Source organism: Psychrobacter sp. AOP30-A2-5, assembly GCF_052378115.1.
Classification (GTDB): Bacteria; Pseudomonadota; Gammaproteobacteria; order Pseudomonadales; family Moraxellaceae; genus Psychrobacter.
On record NZ_JBQSXK010000007.1, the window covers coordinates 67,409 to 90,160 of the forward strand.

The window sequence follows — 22,752 nt, forward strand, 5'->3', positions numbered from 1 at the left end:
TATCATGCCTGAACTGCCTGAAGTAGAAACAACCAAAACCAGCCTTGCACCGTTATTACGGCAACGCATTATCGATATAAAAGTTTTCCAGCCAAAGCTGCGTTGGGCGATGCCAGATGATTTAGATAGCTTGATTGATTACATGCTAGATAGCGTTGAGCGCCGCGCAAAATATTTAATTCTTAACTTTTTACCTTTATTACCCAATGATGATAGCGCTGCGGCTCAAACTGCTACGTTAGTACCGCGTCAACTTTTGGTTCATTTAGGCATGTCGGGCAGCCTGCAACAGCAGAGCTACGGTACTGAAAAGCGCAAGCATGATCATCTCATCATTGTTTTTAAGGGCGTTAATAATACAAAATCCCAACTACATTACTATGACCCAAGACGTTTTGGGTCAGTGCTATGGCACAAAGATTATAGTGCTAAGCTATTAGATCATTTAGGTCCTGAGCCATTATCAGATGAATTTACTGCAGACTACCTGTATCAATTGATTCAACGGTCAAACTTGCTTGATCACAGTGCTGATACTGTAGCAATTGGCAAAGCCAAATCAAAGAAGCAGCCCATTGCTCGCGCTATAAAATCAGTCATCATGGAACAACAGGTCGTCGTGGGTGTCGGTAATATCTATGCAACTGAAAGCCTATATTTATCAGCTATTCATCCAGCCACCCCCGCTCACCAACTGTCCCATGCTCAGATGATTATTTTGGTCGATCATATTAAAGTTATTCTACAAAAGGCGATAGCGCTTGGTGGTTCGACACTGCGAGACTTCACCGTAGCAGATGGTCAAACCGGTTACTTCCAGCAGACATTAAATGTCTATGGTAGACAAGGGGAAACTTGTCCGCATTGTGATGCCGTGCTTGAGAATATCAAAATTAATGGTCGCGCCAGTGTATTCTGTCCCAACTGTCAGCCAATCCTTTAAATATTATCTGAAACTATCACTATCTGTTTAGCCTTAAGTACCAAAATAACTTAGGTATCAAATCGTATAATATAGCAGCACAATACTCTTGACTAAGTGTCCTATTATTTTGCACTAAGATTATTATATCGCACGCCATTTTTGTTGCTGATTGACACACATCTTGCTTTAATAGTATGAGCACTTACATAAATAGTGCATAATGTTTATACATCTGTAATATATTTAGCTTACTTATCGTTGCGCATTGTTTATATAGGGAAATTGTCTCTGTGTGGAAATAGCAGCAGCTAATAATCATACCAACTATGAATTTTAGGACATCGTTATGACTGTTAAAGCCAAAAACCAACGCACAGTTAAGCAAAAAGCCATTACTATAGCCGCAAGCTTAAGTTTAATGGCTGCTACTATGCAGCCTGCCTTGGCAGCCATAGAAATTGATGAGACAGACTTTGGGCCCTCTTATGAGACAATGGTGGTTGATACTGTAGTGGGTAAACCTCTACAACTGGTCAGTGCCGTTGCTGGTACTGCCGCCTACCTAGTTAGTCTACCCTTCTCGCTTATCGGTGGTAATGCGGATCAGGCGCAGCAGAAACTTTTTGTTGAACCTTGGGATGCGATGGGACGTTGTTTAGGTTGTACTGTGGCTGAAGACAATTATTACAAATCACAAGTGACGAATGATAATGTTGTCCGTATTGTCGTTGACCAACCATCTGAGATTTTGATTAATACCAACGATTATGTCGTAGTTACGCCATAGTCTTTATATTAACAGCTGGTTAAATGATATATCTGTATTAAAGACAATGCATTTATAAATTATCCATAAAAAAGGCTAACGTCGTGTTAGCCTTTTTTTTAATCAAATCACCATATTTTATTTTGAAACAGTGGTGTTACTTAACTTAGCACTAATTTCACGAAGCAATTGCACCTCTTCTGAAGGTTGTTTTACCAACTCTTGTACTTCTTCTTTACGACGCATTTTATTAACCATTCTAACCATCATAAAAATAATAAATGCTAAAATTAAGAAATTAATCAGTACAGTAATGAAACTGCCATAGGCTAATACAGGAACGCCAGCTGCTTTGAGAGCATCATAGGTCATGGCAACACCTTCAGGCGCATCACCCAACACTAAGAACATGTTTTTGAAATTGATTTCGCCACCTGCTATGAAGGCCACTATTGGCATAATAATGTCTTCAACTAAGGACGTTGTGATAGTAGCAAATGCTCCACCGATAATGACACCGACCGCTAAGTCCATCACATTACCTTTTAGAGCGAATTCTTTAAACTCAGAAACCATACTCATTATTTTCTCCTCAAAATACCAATCTATAATCGAATAAGTATCTCAACAGTCGACCCAATCTTGAGCCTTAAGAGTAATAGTGAGAAACACTACTACTGTCAGTTATTCTGTCTATATTCTATGGAAATTACAACAAAAAAAAGCAGCATAGAATGAACCATATTTAGTTCACTCTATACTGCTAATTTTTTAGTTATCTTGATGCCCATTATTAAATAACAACAGCATCAAATGCTTCTACAAAATATCAATCCAATAAATTACTCAGTAATTCATGGCTCAATATTAAGCACCTTTTTTACCACGGCCGTGACGCTTACGCTCACTTTCAGTCAAATAACGCTTACGCAGACGAATCGCCTTAGGTGTTACTTCAACCAATTCATCATCTTGAATGAATTCAAGCGCTTGCTCAAGTGTGAACTTGACTGCTGGAGTCAACGTCAATGCTTCATCAGTACCACTCGCACGAACGTTGGTTAACTGCTTAGCAGTCGTTGGATTAACAGCCATATCATCGTTACGTGAGTTAAGACCAACAATCATACCTTCGTAAACTTCAAGCTGTGGCTCAGCAAATAACTTACCGCGTTTTTGCAGGTTAAATAGCGCGAAACCTAAGCAAACACCCTTCGCCATAGAAACCAAGACACCATTCGAGCGACCACCAACATCACCGATCTTTTGTGGACCGTAATGTGAGAAGCTTGACGTCATGATACCAGTTCCTGAGGTCAACGTTAAGAACTCTGAACGGAAACCGATCAAACCACGGGCAGGCATCGTCGCTTCGATACGCATACGACCTTTACCATCAAGCTCCATATTGGTCATCTCGCCTTTACGCAAGCCAACCTGCTCCATGATAGAACCTTGATGCTCATCTTCAATATCAAAAACAACGTTTTCATACGGCTCTTGTAATTTACCATCCACTTCTTTGACGATAACTTCTGGGCCTGAAACACCCATCTCAAAACCTTCACGGCGCATGTTTTCAATCAATACAGACAGATGCAGCTCACCGCGACCTGATACTTTGAATTTATCAGGAGATTCTGTATCTTCTACACGTAATGCTACGTTATGAATCAATTCACGCTCAAGACGCTCACGGATATTACGCGAGGTCACAAACTTGCCATCACGACCAGCAAAAGGTGAGTTATTTACTTGGAAGTTCATAGAAACGGTAGGTTCATCAACCGTTAATGCTGGTAATGCTTCGACAGCACTAGGATCACAAATCGTATCTGAGATATTAAGCGAATCAATACCAGTAATACAAACGATGTCACCAGCTTGTGCATCTTCAACATCAATACGATCAAGACCATGATAACCCATAATTTTTAAAATACGGCCATTACGGGTATTGCCATTTTTGTCGATTACAGTTACTTGAGTATTGGTTTTGACTTTACCACGCTGAATACGACCAATGCCGATAACACCAACAAAACTGTTGTAATCAAGGCTTGAGATTTGCATACGGAACGGTGCGTCAGCATCAACTTGAGGAGGCTGAACCACATCAACAATTGTTTTGAAAAGCGGTGTCATGTCATCAGCCAAATCGTCAGCTTCCAAACCTGCAATACCATTCAATGCTGAGGCATAAACAACTGGGAAATCAAGCTGTTCATCAGTTGCACCCAAGTTATCAAAAAGATCAAAGATTTGATCCATTACCCAGTCAGGGCGTGAGCCAGGACGGTCAATTTTATTGATGACAACGATAGGTTTTAGACCTTGCTCGAACGCTTTTTGCGTCACAAAACGGGTCTGTGGCATTGGGCCATCCACCGCATCAACGACTAGAAGCACGCAGTCAACCATAGACATTACACGCTCAACTTCACCACCAAAGTCGGCGTGACCTGGGGTGTCAACAATGTTGATACGATATTCAGTATCATCAGTCTTATCTGTCCAGCGGATGGCTGTATTTTTAGCCAAAATGGTAATACCACGTTCTTGCTCAATATCGCCTGAATCCATTGCACGTTCAGCAATGTTTGCACGGTCGCCAAAAGTACCAGACTGATGTAATAACTTATCAACCAAAGTTGTTTTACCGTGGTCAACGTGGGCAATAATTGCAATGTTACGCAGGTGTTTGATATCGTTCGCCATATAAAATGCTCGTTTCGTCTTAAAAAAATGCAGTAGCAATAAGCGCCGCTGGATAAACTTTTACCATCAACCAGATAGATATTGAGTACTTACTTTTGGGAGACTGCAAAATAGATGCGGTTAATCAAATAATTTCAATATAATCAAGTATCTACACTGATAAATTCATCATACAGATAGCTATGCTAATGTACATTCTGTCAATTTACAGAATGTTTGGGCAGCTAGTATAACATTATTGCTTCACAAATTTATGTAATAACTTGCTTTTCTCAATCCATAAATAAAAAAAAGCCACCCATTAGGTGACTTTTTTTGTAACTATATATTTAGTAAAACAATTGATCCAATACTATTTACTGAACAACCATATCTTTAGTTTGTTCAACAGTCATTGTTTTGTCACCAGTGATGATGGCATAAACACGACGGTTCATAGCACGACCTTCTTCAGTGTCGTTTGGAGCGATTGGTTGGTCATAACCATAGCCAACTGTTGATATACGGTTTGGAGCGATACCGAATTCGTTAGTCAACATAGATTTAACAGCAACGGCACGGGCTTCAGATAAACGTTGGTTATAACGTGCTGAAGGACCAGTTTTAGAAGCATGACCTTCGATACGTGCTGTAGAGTTAGGATACTCGCGCATCTTCTCTGCTACTTTAGCGATTTCAGGTTGATACTGAGATTTGATCGTTGATTTATCGTTATCAAAGAATACACGTAGTTCCATTTTCAGCTCATCAGTAATATCTACTGGTACTGGGCAACCGCGCTCATCTACTACGACATTCATAGGAGTGCCTGGGCATGCATCGATGCTATCAGGTACGCCATCGCCATCAGAATCAAGATCAGATTCAACTACGACTACTGGAGTAGTATCGATAACTGGCTCTTGCATTGGTGGTACTGCTACTGTAGGAGCTAAATGGCCACCAAGTACAACTTCTAGACCGGCCAAAGCCATGCCTTCCCACCAGTTGTTATCAAAGTTATGAATCGCACGAGCTTCACCACGTAGGCTTAAAGCGTCGTTGATACGATACATAGCACCTAGACCTAGGTTACCAATAGTATCTTTAGACTCTGCAACTTCAGTACCAGCAGTAGTAGGATTCGTCTCACCAGTTTTAGTGTAAGTTTCTTGGTTTTCTACTTTAATCTTAGATTGACCAGCACCAACCAATACATATGGCTTGAATGCGCTATCAGTATAACCAGTAAATTCTTCAGTACCGATTAAGAAGTTACCAGAAAGCATGGTTTGTTCTACGTCAAAGCGGTTAACGCCAGCTTTTGCAGAATCTTCAGAAGCTTCGCCGTTTGCATTTGATACACCATACTCTACTTGGAACTGAGTAGAAGGAGTTAGTTCAATACCTAGTGCAGCACCAGTGTATAAGCTGCTTTCTTTAGCTACGCCACCATTGTCATTACCACGACCATCAGCATTAGCCATAGGGTCGCCATTGACATTCTCATACAAATTTTTACCAGTTTTCAAAATTTCGCGTTGCTCGTCATGAGCTTCGCCAGTGTAATGATAACCTAGTAACAATGGGCTAATAGTTACGCCAGCATTAGCTGCTAAAGGTGCAGCTGCTACAGCAACCAGAGCTAGAGCAATTTTATTCAATTTCATGGACTTCCTCCAAAGGATAATTTGAGTGATGCATTAAGCAAAACCGCTTCTCAAGATGCTCTAAAATAGACATCTTTTACGAATTTTAAGTGACAAAGCAAAACCAATTAAGGAGTAGCTTAGCGATTATCAATTCAGTTTACAACTTTTTTCGTTAACGAGCTACACATTATTACACGATAATGTCGTAACTAAAACACAATAACCAGCTTAAGTTACCTAGAACTAACACACCTTACGCTTTTTATCTTTTGTATGTCAGTTCACAATAGATAGTGAACCTAACAGTATCTATTGTCTGGGCGTATTTTAGTACAGTTAGTATTTTTTCTCTATTATTAAAACCAGTCATTCACTAATTGAAACATTTTTTGACAGTAGACATATATTCTGTTTATATTATAGCACTCAACATTATTTTATACATCATAAATTTGATCATTACTCCAAAATTTCGCGCGCATATTGGCTCGATTTTACGCAATGATTGGATTGAATAACATTTAAAGAAGCGAGACTGTTTTATTGAACTAAACTACTTATTATAGGTAACAAGCCTCATGGCATTGCTGCATAAAACATTATCAAGTTATAAAGAGCTCTCAGCATTTATGTTATGGGTTTTTACTTCAAATAAGCACAAGCTAGCTCAAAGCCGATTGATTCTTTATGTTTATCATAGATATATAGTATATCTCTATAAAAGAGCAGCCGATACAACTACCAGAACAGACCCAAGCACTGTTAATAGAAATAACAAGGGTTTTACGCTGGTTGAACTTATCGTCACTGTATGTGTATTAGCAATTATAGTGACGATCGCAGCCCCAGTCATACGAACGCAATTAGCACGTATGGAAGCCAAACGGATTCAAAGTCAGTTAGAGAATTCTCTTGCCTTAGCCAAGGCTGAGAGTTATATCAGAAGACAGAATATCATTGTTTGCTTGTCTGATACTGGAGGGCGCTGCCATAGAGACAGCGATAAGACGCTTTTGTTATTCATAGATAAAAATGACAATAATCACTTTGATGCTCAGGTAGATTCATTAGTCGTTCAGCAGTCTTTAAATCCTAAATACAGTAAGCTAAGTTTACGAGTTGGAAGTCGACGCCACTACACCAAATTTTGGGGTGATAGTGGTAAACCACGAGGACATTTTGGCCATATAAAATACTGTCCCATTGTTGCTTATAATGAAGCAATGTATCTAATATCATTTAACCAAGGAGGTATTGTTAAACAAAAACTCAATGAGGATCATCCCACTGAATGTGACGAATAAGAAATTACTAATGGCATAAGTTATCACTCACATAAATTACCAATGATATTTTTTGATAGCTCTATATACATTGCTTCTTTCATCATAATGACGGCCTGCTCGAGTCCTACAAATACAGCGTCTGCAATGAGTGCATGACCAATATTCAACTTATAAATACCCTCAATTTTTGCGATAGCATTCACATTATCACGTGTCAGACCATGATCTGCGTTAATTAAGAGCTTATTATCACTGCGTCGAGCAGTAGCAAAAATTTACTTAATTCGTTTCAGCTCAGCATTTTGCATGTTCATATCGGCTACCAAGCTTGCCTCAGCATAAGCGCCTGTATATAACTCAATAGCATCAGCGCCGCATTCTATAGCAGCAGCGATTTGCTTTTCTTCTGGGTCAATGAATAAAGAAACTTTTATACTTGCCGCTTGTAATTTGCCAATATATTCTGTCAACCAAGTGCTCTGCCCTACGACTTCAAGAACGCCTTCTGTTCTAAATTCTGCTCGTTTTTCAGGTACTAAACATACCCAAAATGGTTTGACTTCATAAGCAATCGCCAATATCTCATTGGTAGCGGCGATCTCTAAATTCATTCTAGTCGTCAACTACCCTGCTATCTCATAAACATCTGCGTCTTGAATATGACGACGATCTTCGCGTAAATGGATAGTAATACTATCTGCTCCCGCCTTCTCGCACCAAAGAGCTTCGGCTAAAGGGCTTGGATAACTAACCCCACGCGCTTGACGTAAAGTTGCTACGTGATCAATGTTTACACCTAATAAAGGTTTTTGCAAAGGGTTGTTAGATGAAGGTAATGAGGCAGTGGTCATAAGAGATTTTTTTGATAACGAAACCCAATTGACTGATCAACGGTACAAGAATATGAAACTTTAGACAGTCTCAGTAGCAATCGGATTGGTTATAGCACTTTGAGAGTAGCACTATTATTTATTGGTAACGCTGTTGCTGCTGCCATAGTAGGCGGCTTTGCAATGGTTGATAATCCAGTAAATAGTCAATAAGCTGTCGATGGATTTTTGACCAATTATTTAAGGTTTTGTCAGTAATACCTAACTGCGTCATTGCGATAATATCAGTACCTTTGAAAAAAAATTGCCCCATAGTATTGTCTAAATGCTCAGTCTGTATATCATTCTGCAAGACAGGCACTAAACCAACATCAGGTAAAAAACGATAAGAATCGTCAGGCTGAATGATGTTTTCAATACTATCGTGCGTCAATATTAAGCTAAAACCCAACTCATTGAATAAATGCTGCTCAAATTGGCGCAAGCACAACCGTAATTCGTTGGCGCTCAAAGGTCGCCTAAGCTGAGACAGACTGTCCTGGTAATGTAGCCATAATACTGGCATTGGATCTTCAGTCGACAACAGCCGCCATAATATTTCGTTTAAATACAACGCTGCATATTGATGTTGACCTGTAATATTTTCGTAGGGCAGTGCTTCTAAAACAGTGGTAATGCCATCATCTTTTGCTATGTCTGTTTGAGTTGTGTGTTGCGATGCAATATTGATCTGACTAAACGTTTTTAAATCGCGTTTACCAGTGGCAAAGAGCTGCAATGGCATGAACAATGGCGCGCCTTTTTTCCCAATACCATGGATCATGCCATGTTGATGAGAAAACAGATAATATAAGGCGCGCTTTTCTTGATAAGGACGCTGATGCAATAAATAACCGATTAACGCTTCGTTACGCATTTTTTATCACCTAAGCATCGAGCATATAGAAAATTGATTAAAGCGCTATTCTTCAATCAATATCCTAAGCTAGTCAATGCACGTTCGTCATCAGACCAGCCACGTTTCACTTTCACCCACAGTGTCAGCATGATTTTTTTATCAAACAGCTGCTCCATATCTTTACGAGCATCCATACCAACTTGCTTAATACGCTGACCTTTATCACCAATCACAATGGCCTTTTGACCACTACGTTCAACATAAATAGTCGCATCGATGAAAGTACAAGCCTTACGTGGACGCCCTGTCTTTGGATCAGTGTGCGCAGGCTCATCTTTGAACCCATCAATCTGTACAGTTAAGTCATATGGCACTTCGTCACCAGCGCTACGCATGATTTTTTCACGGATAATTTCACTGGCCAAAAATCGTTCTGAGCGGTCAGTAATTTGCTCGGTATCATAGATAGGAGCAGCAATAGGAAGATGCGAAGCAATCACTTCTTGTAGACGATCTAGGTTTTGGTTTTTTAAGGCAGATACTGGTACGATATCGGCAAAATCAAAACTGTCATTAAACGTCTCAATCAGCGGCAACACGCTGCCTTTATCTTTTAAGGTATCAGATTTATTAATAACCAATACCACATTTAAATTGGTGTCGCCAAGCTTTTGTAAAACCAACAAATCATCATCACGCCATTGATCTGAATCAACAACGAATAATACCAAATCAACATCTACTAATGCAGATACCGCAGCTTTATTCATACGCTCATTAATAGCACGTACTTCATTGCGATGAATACCCGGCGTGTCAACGAATACTGCCTGCATCTCATGATTTGACAAAATACCGTGGATACGGTGACGAGTCGTTTGCGGCTTACGTGATGTAATAGACAGCTTTTGACCCAATAAGTGATTCATCAAAGTCGATTTACCAACGTTTGGACGTCCAACGATCGCGACATAACCCGCTTTAAAATCATCAGCAATACCTGCATGACTACTAGGGGCAAAGAACTCTTCAATTGCCATATCGTTGTCTACAGTAATATCTTCTGCTTGATTGATACCATCGTTAGTAGTATCGATATTATCTTGGTTTTGATTCAATTCTGTGTTTTCGGTCATATTTTTGGCATTATCTTCATCGTTGGATGGCAAGTCAGTACGATTGCTCATAGGTTAATCCTATAGAATTTATACCCAGTTAAATGGCGCTTAATGATGTATTGGCTGTATTAGCACTAAAAAAGCAAAACCATTATCGGCTGGGAAATATTTAAGGTTTTGAAATGTGTGACGTTTACGCTAATTCAAATAAACGACTCTTAAAACGTCACTTAACATATATTGTCAAAAAAAGTGGTATGTGCGATCCATAGGTTAATCCTAGTTAGGATCGCTTTCTAGCTGAGCTCGGCAGTTTATGCAATTGGTTAATCATTAGTTCTGCTGCTTTTTGTTCAGCGATACGGCGGCTCTCACCAGATTCAGTAATATCAACACAGTTATTGATATTAACATGGCAACGTACAACAAAAATTTGATGCGGCGCGTTACCACGTGTTTCCATTAGCTCATAATGTGGCAGATCAAACTGCTTAGATTGTAGCCACTCTTGCAATCGACTCTTGGCATCTTTTAACGCTTTTTGGTCATTAACGTTGTCAATCAAATCACCATACCATGAGAGAACACAATCGCGAGTAATATCCAAATCTTGGCTGTCTAAATAAATAGCACCAATCAAAGACTCCACGGCATCAGCCAATATAGAAGCGCGATTACGCCCACCACCTTTACGCTCACCTATCCCTAATATCAGATGATTAGAGAGCTCTAAGTTTTGCGCAATAATGACCAATGATTCTTGACGTACCAAGGTGGCACGCATACGAGTCAAGCGACCCTCATTTTGGCTAGGATAGCGATGATATAAAGCCTCACCCACAATCATTCCTAACAGAGCGTCTCCTAAAAATTCTAAACGCTCATAATTTTTTTTGCTATCAAATGAGCGGTGTGTCAACGCAAGTTTGGGGAGACTCAAGTCTTTAAACACATAGCCTAACTTGCGTGTTAATACGGCTAACTGCTGAATAAATTCTGAGCTAACAATCAGCGTGTCGACAGACGTGCTATTTTGTTGAGGAGTAGGAATCGCTTGGGAATGCTGCAAAGTTGGTTTCATGCGTGGCTTGTGGTTATCCCTTCTGTTTTACTGATTTGGTTAGTAATAGTATGGATTAATGAATATTATAAAGACATTCAGATATTAAAAAGTTTAAGAGTGATCTAACACTCTTTTTAGTTACTCTGCTGTTGTCATATCGATATCACCTTCGAAGCGATTGACGATATCAACATTACCAAAGAAATTTTTGGTGACTGCATATTCTTTACGAATAGCCAATTGTCCCGTCTTTTTATCAATAAAAGTAAATACATCTTCCGCCTGAGTATCATAATCAGCATTAATAGATAGCTGTCTATTAACACGCTCGACAAACTGCTTGGCCGTCTCATTATTATTATTTGCTTCCTTAAGCTGTGCGCTTAAGGTCTTGGTCAATTGATAATCACCGATCTGAGCAGGTATGATAGCAACCATCAATTTGGCAGCAACTCCTAACACAAGAATAATTAAAACGATACTCGTTACGCTAGCACCACGCTGTGTGGCGATTCCAGATAATTGCTGCACTATGATATCCCTCTACTGGTAAACAACTATTTTTAGGAGCTACCGAAATACTAGGTAGCCATTTATTAGATAGCAACAATATTAGCATAAAACTATTATCGATAAATCAACCAATAGAGCGTCTCATAATCTTAATGACATAATCTTAATCAATAGTACCATTGCGTTCAAAGGTTGGTAAATTAAGTCCTGGTGGCTTATGCATCCAGATATAAACCGCTTTACCCGCTAAATTCTCATCAGGAACAAATCCCCAAAACCGACCATCAGCACTACGATCGCGGTTATCGCCCATCACAAAATACTGACCTTCTGGAACGCTAATACGCCATTTGGTGCCTGCTGAGCTAACCACCTCTGGCGATTGCTGCTGTAAAAATGGTGCATATTGGGAACTATTCATACCATTCAAGTAACGAACAAGATGCTTGTTTTCGCCTTGTGTTTCCTGAAAGTATTGCGCCTCACCCTCTTCTTGCTCACCCATCGCTGCCGCACTGTCTTCGGTCAGTACTTGCCCTGGACCAATTTGTCCTGGTAAATAAAGCTGTGAGGTCAACTCAGGGTTCGCCGCAAAATCGACAGGCTTAGTGTCAACTGGGACATCATTGATAGAAAGTGTCCCTTGATCATAACTAACAGTATCACCAGGCAAACCAATGACACGCTTGATATAATAAATACTTGGGTTTTCAGGATAGCGGAATACCGCCACATCACCATGCTCAGGCGCGCCAGTATCCAGAACTTTGTTATACGTCAGCGGTAGGCGCACCCCGTAGGCATACTTATTAACCGCAATAAAATCGCCCGTATATAATGTCGGCACCATAGAAGATGAGGGAATATTAAAAGGCTCAATCAAAAACGAGCGTACTATTAACACCACTGCCAATACGGGGAAAAAATCGTAAGCCCAGCGTACCAAGAGACTTTCTTGACCACGCCCGCGAGTTTTACGTTGTTTCAGGGCCAGCTTATCTAATAGCCAAATAATACCCAAACCAATGGTTAATGGTACTAAAATTAAATTAAAATCAAAATCCATACTCAATTGCCTATTAACGAGCGACTTATCTAGCTATCTATACTATCAACTGCGCCACTAATTACACCAACAAAACTATCGTTGACCAGTCAATTAGTAATGACTTACTCAACCTGCAATACCGCTAAGAAGGCTTCTTGTGGAATCTCCACATTACCGACTTGCTTCATACGTTTTTTGCCGGCTTTTTGCTTAGACAATAGCTTTTTCTTACGCGACACATCACCGCCATAACACTTAGCTAAGACGTCTTTACGCATGGCTTTCACCGTACTACGCCCAATAATTTGGCTACCAATCGCCGCCTGAATTGCCACATCAAACATCTGACGCGGAATCAACTCTTTCATCTTAGTCACTAGCGCATTACCACGGTAGCGTGATTGGGTTTCATGCACAATCATAGCCAAAGCATCAACTTTTTCGCCGTTAATCAGTACATCCACTTTGACCAGCTTATCGACTTGGTACCGTTCAAAGTTATAATCCAGTGAGGCAAATCCGCGTGAAACTGACTTTAGACGATCGAAGAAATCCATGACCACCTCGCCCATTGGAATATCAAAGATCAACTGAACTTGGCGACCCATAAAACGCATATCTACCTGTACGCCGCGGCGCTCAATACATAGCGTCATGACATTACCTAAGTAATCTTGCGGTACTAAAATCTGACAGCGGGCAATGGGCTCACGGAACTCTTCAATATTATTCGGCTCAGGGAGTCTTGATGGATTATCAACATACATGATATCGCCATTTTTCTTGACGATCTCGTAGATAACGGATGGCGCAGTAGTAATCAAATCCAAGTCATATTCACGCTCTAAACGCTCTTGGATAATCTCCATGTGCAGCATACCAAGGAAACCACAACGGAAACCAAAGCCTAGTGCATCTGAGGTATCAGGCTCAAAAAACAATGACGCATCATTGATTTGTAGCTTTTGTAGCGCTTCACGGAATTTTTCAAAATCAGTAGAATCAACAGGGAACATACCGGCATAGACTTGTGGCGTAATCTGTTTAAAACCTGGAATACACTCAACGTCTGGCGTTTTAGAATGAGTAATCGTATCACCCACTGGCGCGCCAGCGATATCTTTGATACCAGCAATAATAAAACCGACTTCACCCGCCTCCAAGATACCCGTATCGACAGGCTTGGGCGTAAAGACACCGATCGAGCCGACTAAATGCGATTCTTTGGTTGATTTGATATAAAGTTTATCACCTTTTCGGATAGTACCTTCACGTACCCGAACTAAAGACACAACGCCTAGATAGTTATCAAACCAAGAGTCAATAATTAATGCTTGTAGTGGCGCCTCACGATCACCAGTCGGTGCAGGGATAAATTCAACCAATGCTTCTAGCAGTTTATCGACGCCCAAACCCGACTTAGCAGAAACTCGTGGTGCATCAACTGCGTCAATCCCAATGATGTCTTCAATCTCTTGAATGACACGCTCAGGCTCGACTTGTGGCAAATCAATTTTATTTAATACCGCCATGACTTCTAGACCCTGATCAACGGCAGTATAGCAGTTGGCCACGGACTGAGCTTCCACCCCTTGCGCGGCATCAACAACCAATAGCGCGCCTTCACAAGCGGCTAGTGAACGCGACACCTCATATGAGAAGTCAACGTGTCCTGGAGTATCGATAAAGTTGAGCTGATAGCGCTCACCATTAGGATGGTCGTAGAATAAGGTTACCGACTGCGCTTTAATGGTGATACCGCGCTCACGCTCAATATCCATAGAGTCAAGTACTTGCGCCTGCATCTCGCGATCTTGCAAGGCACCGCACATTTGAATAAAACGATCAGCAAGCGTCGACTTGCCATGATCAATGTGGGCAATGATTGAAAAGTTACGAATATTTGCTAATGCAGTCACAAAGCGCCTACTAAATTAAGGGTGATAGAATAATAAAATTAAGAAATAAATGCTGTCAGGCGCAACCGCTAAAATAGCTGTCCATCGTTGAAGAGAAAATAATTAGAATCAGCTTATTTGCCAATACTATCATCTCCAATCAACCGCTCAGGACGTCAACTCTTACGCGCAGGCATGAAAGAGTATTCTAGCAGTTTTCTACCATAAAGTAAGGCGATTTTATTAGCAGAGGGATGATTTACAAGTGAAGTTACGAGCGGATAACTATACAGATAGAAAACGGGCGGCTTGAGAGCACCTTACTTACTTCGACAAGACTCATGCTAACTGGATATGAACAAGCAATAATCTACTGAGGGGTATTGGTTTTGGACAGATCCCTCTCTATTGGTTCACATCCTGCGCTATGCAGATATTTATGCATCCATGGTGACTTACCGTAAAAAGCCCCGTTGATTTGAGTTTGCTCTATCAAGTATTCACGGAATCTAAGATAAAACTCATTATCTGGGCGGTTAGGTCGTTGCCAAAACTCATTCAGTGGTTTTTGGTCTATCAGTTTCGGCGTATCATAAATCGCGCGACCCATGATCTTGGTAGGTTTTTTATGATATACCGATTGCAACCCTGTCGTGCTATTGATGGTCACCATCCCAATACTGTGTTTCATCAAGGTTGGCAGGTGCATGTCGCAACCATAAAACACACGATCCGCCACTTGATAGCGTCTAGCCAAGCTAGATACCAGCTCGCGATAATCTCGATGACCACGATCTAACGGATGATGCTTAAATACCAGTAATTGCGGCTTATCAGCATACTCTGCAAAGCTGGCAATAGACTCATCAATAAACTGCACCACATCATGATAGTCACTATGATGGGTAATCTGCGAGTCATTATGCACTTGTAAACTAATCAAAAAATAATTATTACTTTGTTCTTTGGTCAGCTTATTTTGCAATTGCTTATCAGGTAAATACCCTCGCAATTTACGCCATGGTGCTTTGAGCCAAGCGATTGCTTCTTGCCACGCTGTCATACCGCGATAGTGCGAATAATGCGGATAGCGACTTTTGTACACCCAAACGATAATATAGTAGACAATCGCAGCGATACTCAAACGATAAAAACGATTGTGAGTATACAGTGGTTTATCATTGGCTTTTTTGAGCGCTTTAATATCTGCCGTATTTAAGCGCGAATAGCCATTAATGCCATATTCTTGCAATGTAATGTAATCGGGACGCAAGTAGCCTTCTTCAAATACAAAAAAAGAGGTGCCCAACTGCTCACTGATATAAGCAGCTTGGGTGTGATGCGGACGACAATCACCAAAACAGACAATCGCATCAATGCTATTTTCTTCAATGAAAGCCTGCAACCAAGAAGAGAACTGCGCTAACGTATCGGTATATTCATAGGTATTATCATGATGATAAAAAAATGCATCACCTGCATTAAAGTTAATCTTACTAACCTTAATATTTTGAGTTTGCAGAAATGTCGAAAAACGATTGAAGAATCCGCCCATCTTTCCTTGTAACAGCAAGACGTGTCGATGAGTAAGCAAGTGAGACATCGAAGCTGCCATAGTATTGAATTACCATTAATGAGAAGATGAAGAATAAAATCGAGAGTATTTATTAAATAACTTGAATATTAAGCCGTGTAAATACACACTAATCATCACTGATTATACCGAAAAAGCCCCTACTTGTCGCAATGGATTTGCGTCACAAGTTTAGAATAAACTAACGAGATAATTTACGCAGGCGCTGCTGCCATTGATGACGCTGCTGCATAAAACGAGTAGTCATTTGGCGTTTAAAATTTTCAGGTAGCGTTGATAAAACTGAAGTCGCATGGTTAATCGAGCTATTTATAGGGCTGGATATTTGCGCTTGAGATTCTGCATTATGAATATCTTTAAGCAAAGGAGCGCTTTTAGGAGGGTATAAATAGTCAATCACTTGCTCTACTTGTGCAAGCCCGTAGCCATTAGGTAAACGATATAAGGGATAGCGAATAAGCGCACAATATAACAATTGCTCTAACGTTAATGCAGTGTCGCGTTTTCGTCTCTCTAAATAGTCAGCTTTCGGTGAAAACTGGGCATCAATATCTGCCGTTAACCCCCAACCAGCATAAAACGGTAAGCCGTAGCAAGTAACGTCTAAACCGCGCAGCAACGCCTCAAAGCCAGTCAATGAGCTAATCGTATGTACTTCATCAACACACTCTAAGCAATCAGGCATCGCGGTATCATAGGCGACGGCACTGACCTGTTGTAAAAAATCTGCGCTAACCTTACCAGCCCTTAGTCCTGCTTCAACGTCAGGATGCGGCTTATAAATAAGATAAGCCTCAGGGTTGTCTTGGCATACACGCTCAATCAAGCCGCTGTTGGTTTTGATGGTTGAACCGCAATACTGCACCGATAAATCATCTTCGACTTGACCGATGATAAGCAGACGGCGCTTGCCAGATACTCTAGCCTCATACATCCAAGAAGTATGCTGGTTATTGGCACTGGCGACATCAGCTCCAACATTGTATTTACTCACCCGCTGATTCAGCAATTTATCTTGCAGCTGTTGTACACGGACACTTTGCTGTGGGTTCAGTGCTTGACAATGGCGTAGCAACGTCTCTAAATCTGAGGGCTGGGTCGCATCATAATAAATACCTTTTTTATCTATGACGACCGACAACGGTGCTAACAACGTCGCGCCCAAACCATTTGAGCGGATAAACCCATCTTCCATACAGTATATAGACGGTATGGATAAATGTGGCTGTTTCTCAAGCTTACGCTGTAATTTATTTTGTACTTGCTGGCGTTTGGCCAAACCCCACACTAATAGAGGCTGCTGATAATCAACACGAAAATGATCAGGATGCAGTAAATTCTTCAGACGTGGCTTGGGTTTGATAAATAATGTCGTACGCGGTAGATTCGTAAAAGCTTTTACAAAGGGTAATTTCCAGCGACTAAATTCATATATCGTGAGATCCCCTTCAAGGCGCGCTTGCCAATATCGATTAGTCACTAACCATTCTATCGCTGTATCAATATCACAGGCTTGCTTGGTGGCCGGATCTACATAACGACTATAATCTATATAAGCGCTATAAAATAACGTTTCTAACGTCGCAGATGTTTTCTTAGCAAATGATGTAGGAAACAACGCAGGATTTGAGTGTCCCCTAGACTCTAGCTGTTTGCTGACAAGTTTTTGACGACGTTTCTCGACCGCTTTAAGCAGATTTTTGGGTGCGCCGCTGTCATCAGTTAGACCCCAGCCACTATACCAGTTGACCCCGAAGCAATGTACTGTTTTACCTAACATCAACCCTTCAAAGCCCATATGGGAGCTGACCGTATAAACATGGTCAACTTGCTCTAATAGCTCGATAGGATTGAGCGCTTGAGTTAATAACCGAACCTGCTTAGGTAGTTTTAAACGAGTCAGGTATCCCGATTTTGATGCAGGATGTGCCTTTATCCAAATATGGGCATGAGGATGATTACGACACGCAGATGTTAACATCTTCTTAAACTGACGTTTATCCGCGCCCGCACCGGTGATAGAAGCATCACCAACCACTTGGTCAATCAATAAAACATGCGATTTCAAGGAATCTGCCGTTGTGTTAACGCCGTCTTGATTCATCAATTCATTCAAGGACGGACAATCGATCACTGCGTTATATTTACTGAGCTGCTCATTACAAATACGTGCCATCAATTGCCGCGCACGCGCGTCATCTATTTCGTAATTATTAGGCGTAGTAGCGGTTTTAGTACGCTCAATAGTCAGCCGCTCAAGGCGTGAGTCATGCGTCGTATCAAAATAAATACCAAGGTCATCAACGACGACACTCAGGCCATGACGGCTACTAATACCAGAATCTAATGAGCGCAAAAAGCCATCTTCGACACTTAATGTCTCAAGCTTTTGCCGCTTAGCCACTTTATTAGCTCGTTGATAGCTTTTTTTACGACCCCAACCGATAAAGGCATCGGGTTGCTGAAAAGAGAGAGAGGAACTGGACAAATGAGTTATCTGATTTTTTACAACATTAGGTAATGGCAATGCAGACAGTAAAAGCGTTTTACCTGCATTAATACGTTGCGGTAGACCTGACCACGGATACCAGCGCTGAATATCTGCTTGCAATACCTGAGACAAAAGTACATTGTTTTGACGCATACCCTTACCAATGACCGCCAAGTGCTGTGGCAATGGGTATGGGTATGATGGCAAAAACAGCGCATTATCAGAGTGAGAGGTCACTGCCACATTGACATCATCTGCCGCGCTTTTTGCCATTTCTAACACCCTTATTCATTACTTTTGCATCTATCTATGCAAATGACTTGTTCTCTTGTTATACAACTTTTCAATAATGGTTATAAATCGAGAACCACTTTAGCAGCAATGGCCAACTGATAAACAATTTGCGATAAGCCGCGAGCAATTTCTACGCGCTTGGTTTTGACTTTCGGTAATACCATAATCTCATCGCCTTGCTGGATACGATAAGCGGTATTGACCACCTCACTGGCACCATTTTGATGGATAATCAAGATTTCTTTAACATCAGCATTGTCAGAAAAACCGCCTGAATTGGCAACATAATCACCAACGGTATAATCTGGATTAAAGGTCAGCGCGCCTTGTGCTCGTACTTGACCATTAACGGTAATGACAGACGTTTGCGCAGGTATCTCAATGATATCACCTTGCTGCAGAATAATATCCTGCCACGAATTCGGGACGACAACAATTTGACCCGTCGTTTTAACATTACGCGCTTTGGCAACAAACTGCTTAACCAATGCTGCATCGTCTTGACGCAGTGCTGCTTCTTCACGAGTGGTCGACTGCGTGGCAAGCGTCAGCTCTTCTAGACGATCGAGTGACTCATTAATCATGCGTTTTTGTTGCTCAGCAACAGACTCACGATATATGGTCAGATGAGTCAATTTAGCGAGTGGGCTTGGCTGTAGCTGTGGCACGATGTCCTTTAAGCGCGCGCCATATGGTACAACCATGGCACCATTACCTGTATGCGCACCTTTTACTTGCACCGCGATTGTGCCCGCATAACGATCGGAGGTAACTACCATCTGATCACCATTATAAACAGGCACGTTTTGAGCTTCTGCCAACGAGTAATATTCCGCCGTCTGTGCACGTCCTGCACTGCGAGTGATACTAACGTTGGTGGCATTTGCTGCGGGATTGGCCACTTGCAACACATCACCAATGGTCAGATCGTTCACATCAAATTCAAAGGTATATTCGTTTTGAACTTGGCCGCCTACTTCAAAGGTTTTTTTCTGCGGCGCGACCGTAATCACATCGCCATCACGAAAAGAGAATGCTTGTAATTTACCCGCTAGTAAAAAATCATACAGGTTGACTTGCTGTAGCATTTGCCCATTACGTTTGATTTGAATATCAATATAACTACCACGTGTTGGGTCAACGCCGCCTGCTCTATCCAAATAAGACAATACAGAGTCTGCTGCTAAACCGCCGTAATAACCTGGTTGTTTAACGAAACCTGTTACAAATACTTTTACTGGCTGTGCTTGCTCTAATGAAGCATAAACGCCAACGTTCGAGCGATAAATACGACTGACAGCACTTTTTACCACATTTTGCAGACTGCCATTTTGCACACCTGAGACACGTACTGGACCGATATTTGGCAAGAAAATATTGCCTTGTGGGTCGACGGTCATGGTAGCCGCATATTGATAAGCGCCCCACATCCGTACTTGGACGTTATCACCCGGGTTGATCACGTAACTGTCATTAAAGGTAGAGCCAGAAGTAGTCGAAAATGCTCCTCGGAAGAGCTGCTCACCAAACATCATGTCTTGCGTGTTGATTTCTTGATAGGGGCGCGTGGTATTGATGACTGACTGACTTGGCAAGCTTGAGGCATTAACCGCTTCTTGCGCGGTCGCCTGTCCTGATACACCACCTGAAAATGCCTGTGTTGAGACATTGATGTTATTGCTGTTTTGGTCTTGACTCATGCTGTTATTGCTGGTGCCAAAGCTAGACCCTGAGATTTGATCAGCATAACTGCCTGCTGCTAGTGCTGATACACTGCTGGCTGCCATGGCCAAACTTAACACTTTTATCACGGTCACAAGAGGACGTGGTTTCATATTCATGAGTGGTATTCCTTTGCTGATCTATCGATCATTACTGATATCTGGTGTGTTAAAACTAGCTACGATGATCACGAACAACTGCCATCACTAGGCGCACAAATCCATAAAGCATCAAAAGTAATGCTAGCGACGTCCAAATAATATAGGCGCGGCGTGGATAAGTTGCTTCTTCAGCCTGATATGGTGTTGAGATAACAATCAAATTCTTCATCTTTTTGAAAGCTTCTAAACGTGCCTTCTCAAGTGAAGATAACGACAATTTATAGAGCTCAGTAGCGAAATCAACATCTGCCTTGATAGTCTCAAACTGTACCGCTTGACGGTTCAACTTGGTGGTATTCGGTGATGTCAGCTTGGTTTGCTCTTGGTTGATTTGCTCTTCGACTGCTTTAATCTGACTTCTTAATGACACTACTTGCGGTGCATCTGGATTTAGATAGCTGAGTAATTGACGCTCTTCGGTACGTAATGAGCTTAATTGCGCTTGCAAACTACCAATCAGCTGATTCACAATTTGAGCATTGGATTGTGGATCGTAAATCTCATTTTCGTTTTGATACTTTAATAGCTGCTCTTTGGCATCATTTAGGCGATCTTGTGATTCATCTAACTGTGTCTCAGCAAATACCAGCTGATCACGAGCCACCTCTTGTGAAATACGGTTGACGAACTGCTCAGACTCATTGAGGATCGTTTTATTCAGCTCAAAAGCATACTTTGGATCAAAGGCTTCTGTCGATACTGACAGCACATAGCTTTGCTCGTCCAGATTGATGTGTACACGCTTTTTGAAGTACTCAAGTAACTCTTCTTGTGTGGCATCAGGCTCAATCTCATTGAGCGGATCTGAGCCATCGACATGATACGCTTCGCGGAACTTGAACTTATTATCAAGGCGCTTCACCATATCATTGGATAGAATATACTCGGTCAGATAAGTCGCATCTTCTTTACTGGTACTGTTCACACCCAACAAGGCCGACAGTCCACCGCCAGAAGGCACACTGGTATCACTGACTTGTTTGACCACCACATCAGCCGTCGAAATAAACCGCGGATGAGCAATGGTCATGACATAAAATATCACCAATACCCAAGGGAGGACCACCAAGCCAATAAACAGCGAGAAGTCAATTATCTTATTTTTTCGCTTTGTGGACATGCTCTTCATATACCTCAATCGCTTCTGTTGTGTCTTCAAAGACGTGTGCTGTTTGATCCATTAGCACAATACCAATATCACAATTACGCTTAATATCACCGATGTTATGCGATACGATCAAAAACCCTGCTTGTTCACGGCGCGCGGCCAATATCTCTTCACTACGCTTACGAAAAGCCGCATCACCCACAGCGCCCGCTTCATCAAGCATATAATAATCAAAATCGAAGGCCAAGCTTAAGCCAAACGTTAAGCGTGCTTTCATCCCTGATGAATAGCTTTTTACCGGCATATCGAAATAGTTTCCGATATCTGCAAACTCTTCCACAAAACGAATTTTTTCGTCAATATAGGGACCGCTTGAATAAAGACGGCAAACAAAGCGGACGTTTTGACGACCCGTCAAACTACCTTGGAAACCGCCGGCTACCCCTACTGGCCAAGAAATCGTCGAGTCGGTAATAATCTCTCCGTGATCAGGCTTATCTAGTCCGCAAATAATACGCAGCAAAGTCGATTTACCCGCCCCATTACGACCGAGTAAACCCACACTTTTTTTATCACCAATGGTCAGATTCAAATCTTTAAATAGATAATGCCGACCCTGCTTGGTCATAAAGGACTTAGAAACATTTCTAATTTCAATCATTTGTTTGTCCTAAGTTAACACTGGTAT

At 41.4% G+C, this 22,752-nt stretch carries 17 protein-coding genes and 1 pseudogene; 3 read left to right on the forward strand and 15 right to left on the reverse strand.

All coding sequences use genetic code 11. The features are described from left to right. The first annotated feature begins 4 nt into the window (after positions 1-4). Together mutM and ACT3S4_RS07080 are read left to right on the forward strand one after the other, a co-directional pair. The gene (gene mutM, locus ACT3S4_RS07075; RefSeq protein ID WP_444760787.1) at positions 5-943 is read left to right on the forward strand and encodes a bifunctional DNA-formamidopyrimidine glycosylase/DNA-(apurinic or apyrimidinic site) lyase; all 939 of its coding nucleotides are present in this window, start codon (positions 5-7) and stop codon (positions 941-943) included. Positions 944-1,271: 328 nt separating this feature from the next. Then, complete coding sequence (locus ACT3S4_RS07080; protein ID WP_060490428.1) at positions 1,272-1,712, forward strand: hypothetical protein; 441 nt, start codon at positions 1,272-1,274, stop codon at positions 1,710-1,712. Positions 1,713-1,829: 117 nt separating this feature from the next. Here ACT3S4_RS07080 and mscL read toward each other — a convergent pair whose 3' ends face one another. The 3 genes from mscL to ACT3S4_RS07095 form a co-directional block, all read right to left on the reverse strand. Next, positions 1,830-2,273, reverse strand: coding sequence for a large conductance mechanosensitive channel protein MscL (gene mscL, locus ACT3S4_RS07085; RefSeq protein WP_055125730.1), 444 nt, complete (start codon positions 2,271-2,273; stop codon positions 1,830-1,832). Positions 2,274-2,558: 285 nt separating this feature from the next. After that, positions 2,559-4,409 carry a translational GTPase TypA gene (typA, locus tag ACT3S4_RS07090; protein WP_055125731.1) on the reverse strand — a complete coding sequence of 617 codons (1,851 nt, stop codon included), beginning with the start codon at positions 4,407-4,409 and terminating at the stop codon, positions 2,559-2,561. Between the two features lie 356 nt (positions 4,410-4,765). Further along, on the reverse strand, positions 4,766-6,058 hold the full coding sequence (locus ACT3S4_RS07095) for an OmpA family protein (RefSeq protein WP_193007713.1): 1,293 nt from the start codon (positions 6,056-6,058) through the stop codon (positions 4,766-4,768). A gap of 560 nt (positions 6,059-6,618) precedes the next feature. On the opposite strand from ACT3S4_RS07095, the gene ACT3S4_RS07100 reads away from it, so the two are divergent. Beyond that, positions 6,619-7,344 (forward strand): pilus assembly FimT family protein, encoded by a 726-nt coding sequence (locus ACT3S4_RS07100; protein ID WP_444760788.1) that lies wholly within the window; start codon positions 6,619-6,621, stop codon positions 7,342-7,344. A 23-nt stretch (positions 7,345-7,367) separates the two neighbouring features. On the opposite strand, the pseudogene ACT3S4_RS07105 reads toward ACT3S4_RS07100, so the two are convergent. The 12 genes and pseudogenes from ACT3S4_RS07105 to ACT3S4_RS07160 all read right to left on the reverse strand — a co-directional run bounded on the left by ACT3S4_RS07105 (position 7,368) and on the right by ACT3S4_RS07160 (position 22,725). Beyond that, positions 7,368-8,177, reverse strand: a pseudogene (locus ACT3S4_RS07105) (pyridoxine 5'-phosphate synthase). Positions 8,178-8,295: 118 nt separating this feature from the next. Beyond that, complete coding sequence (gene recO, locus ACT3S4_RS07110) at positions 8,296-9,072, reverse strand: DNA repair protein RecO (protein WP_444760789.1); 777 nt, start codon at positions 9,070-9,072, stop codon at positions 8,296-8,298. 56 nt (positions 9,073-9,128) lie between these two features. After that, a complete protein-coding gene (gene era / locus ACT3S4_RS07115; RefSeq protein ID WP_045443844.1) occupies positions 9,129-10,094 on the reverse strand; it encodes a GTPase Era in 966 nt (321 codons plus the stop codon). Positions 10,095-10,455: 361 nt separating this feature from the next. Further along, on the reverse strand, positions 10,456-11,253 hold the full coding sequence (gene rnc, locus ACT3S4_RS07120; RefSeq protein WP_444760790.1) for a ribonuclease III: 798 nt from the start codon (positions 11,251-11,253) through the stop codon (positions 10,456-10,458). Between the two features lie 120 nt (positions 11,254-11,373). Next, the gene (locus tag ACT3S4_RS07125) at positions 11,374-11,766 is read right to left on the reverse strand and encodes a DUF4845 domain-containing protein (protein WP_227675945.1); all 393 of its coding nucleotides are present in this window, start codon (positions 11,764-11,766) and stop codon (positions 11,374-11,376) included. Between the two features lie 145 nt (positions 11,767-11,911). Continuing rightward, positions 11,912-12,814, reverse strand: a complete 903-nt coding sequence (gene lepB, locus ACT3S4_RS07130; protein ID WP_444760791.1) for a signal peptidase I — start codon at positions 12,812-12,814, stop codon at positions 11,912-11,914. Between the two features lie 104 nt (positions 12,815-12,918). Continuing rightward, a complete protein-coding gene (gene lepA / locus ACT3S4_RS07135; protein WP_444760792.1) occupies positions 12,919-14,715 on the reverse strand; it encodes a translation elongation factor 4 in 1,797 nt (598 codons plus the stop codon). Positions 14,716-15,064: 349 nt separating this feature from the next. Beyond that, positions 15,065-16,297: a capsule biosynthesis protein gene (locus ACT3S4_RS07140; RefSeq protein WP_444760793.1), complete on the reverse strand. Its 1,233-nt coding sequence runs from the start codon at positions 16,295-16,297 to the stop codon at positions 15,065-15,067. A 172-nt stretch (positions 16,298-16,469) separates the two neighbouring features. Continuing rightward, the gene (locus ACT3S4_RS07145) at positions 16,470-19,052 is read right to left on the reverse strand and encodes a capsular polysaccharide biosynthesis protein (RefSeq protein WP_444760794.1); all 2,583 of its coding nucleotides are present in this window, start codon (positions 19,050-19,052) and stop codon (positions 16,470-16,472) included. An 80-nt stretch (positions 19,053-19,132) separates the two neighbouring features. Then, a complete protein-coding gene (locus tag ACT3S4_RS07150; protein WP_444760795.1) occupies positions 19,133-20,914 on the reverse strand; it encodes a polysaccharide biosynthesis/export family protein in 1,782 nt (593 codons plus the stop codon). A gap of 55 nt (positions 20,915-20,969) precedes the next feature. Then, positions 20,970-22,076, reverse strand: coding sequence for a capsule biosynthesis protein (locus ACT3S4_RS07155; protein WP_226950228.1), 1,107 nt, complete (start codon positions 22,074-22,076; stop codon positions 20,970-20,972). Next, complete coding sequence (locus tag ACT3S4_RS07160) at positions 22,054-22,725, reverse strand: ABC transporter ATP-binding protein (RefSeq protein WP_060490415.1); 672 nt, start codon at positions 22,723-22,725, stop codon at positions 22,054-22,056. The genes ACT3S4_RS07155 and ACT3S4_RS07160 overlap by 23 nt, the downstream gene beginning before the upstream one ends. Positions 22,726-22,752 lie beyond the last annotated feature (27 nt).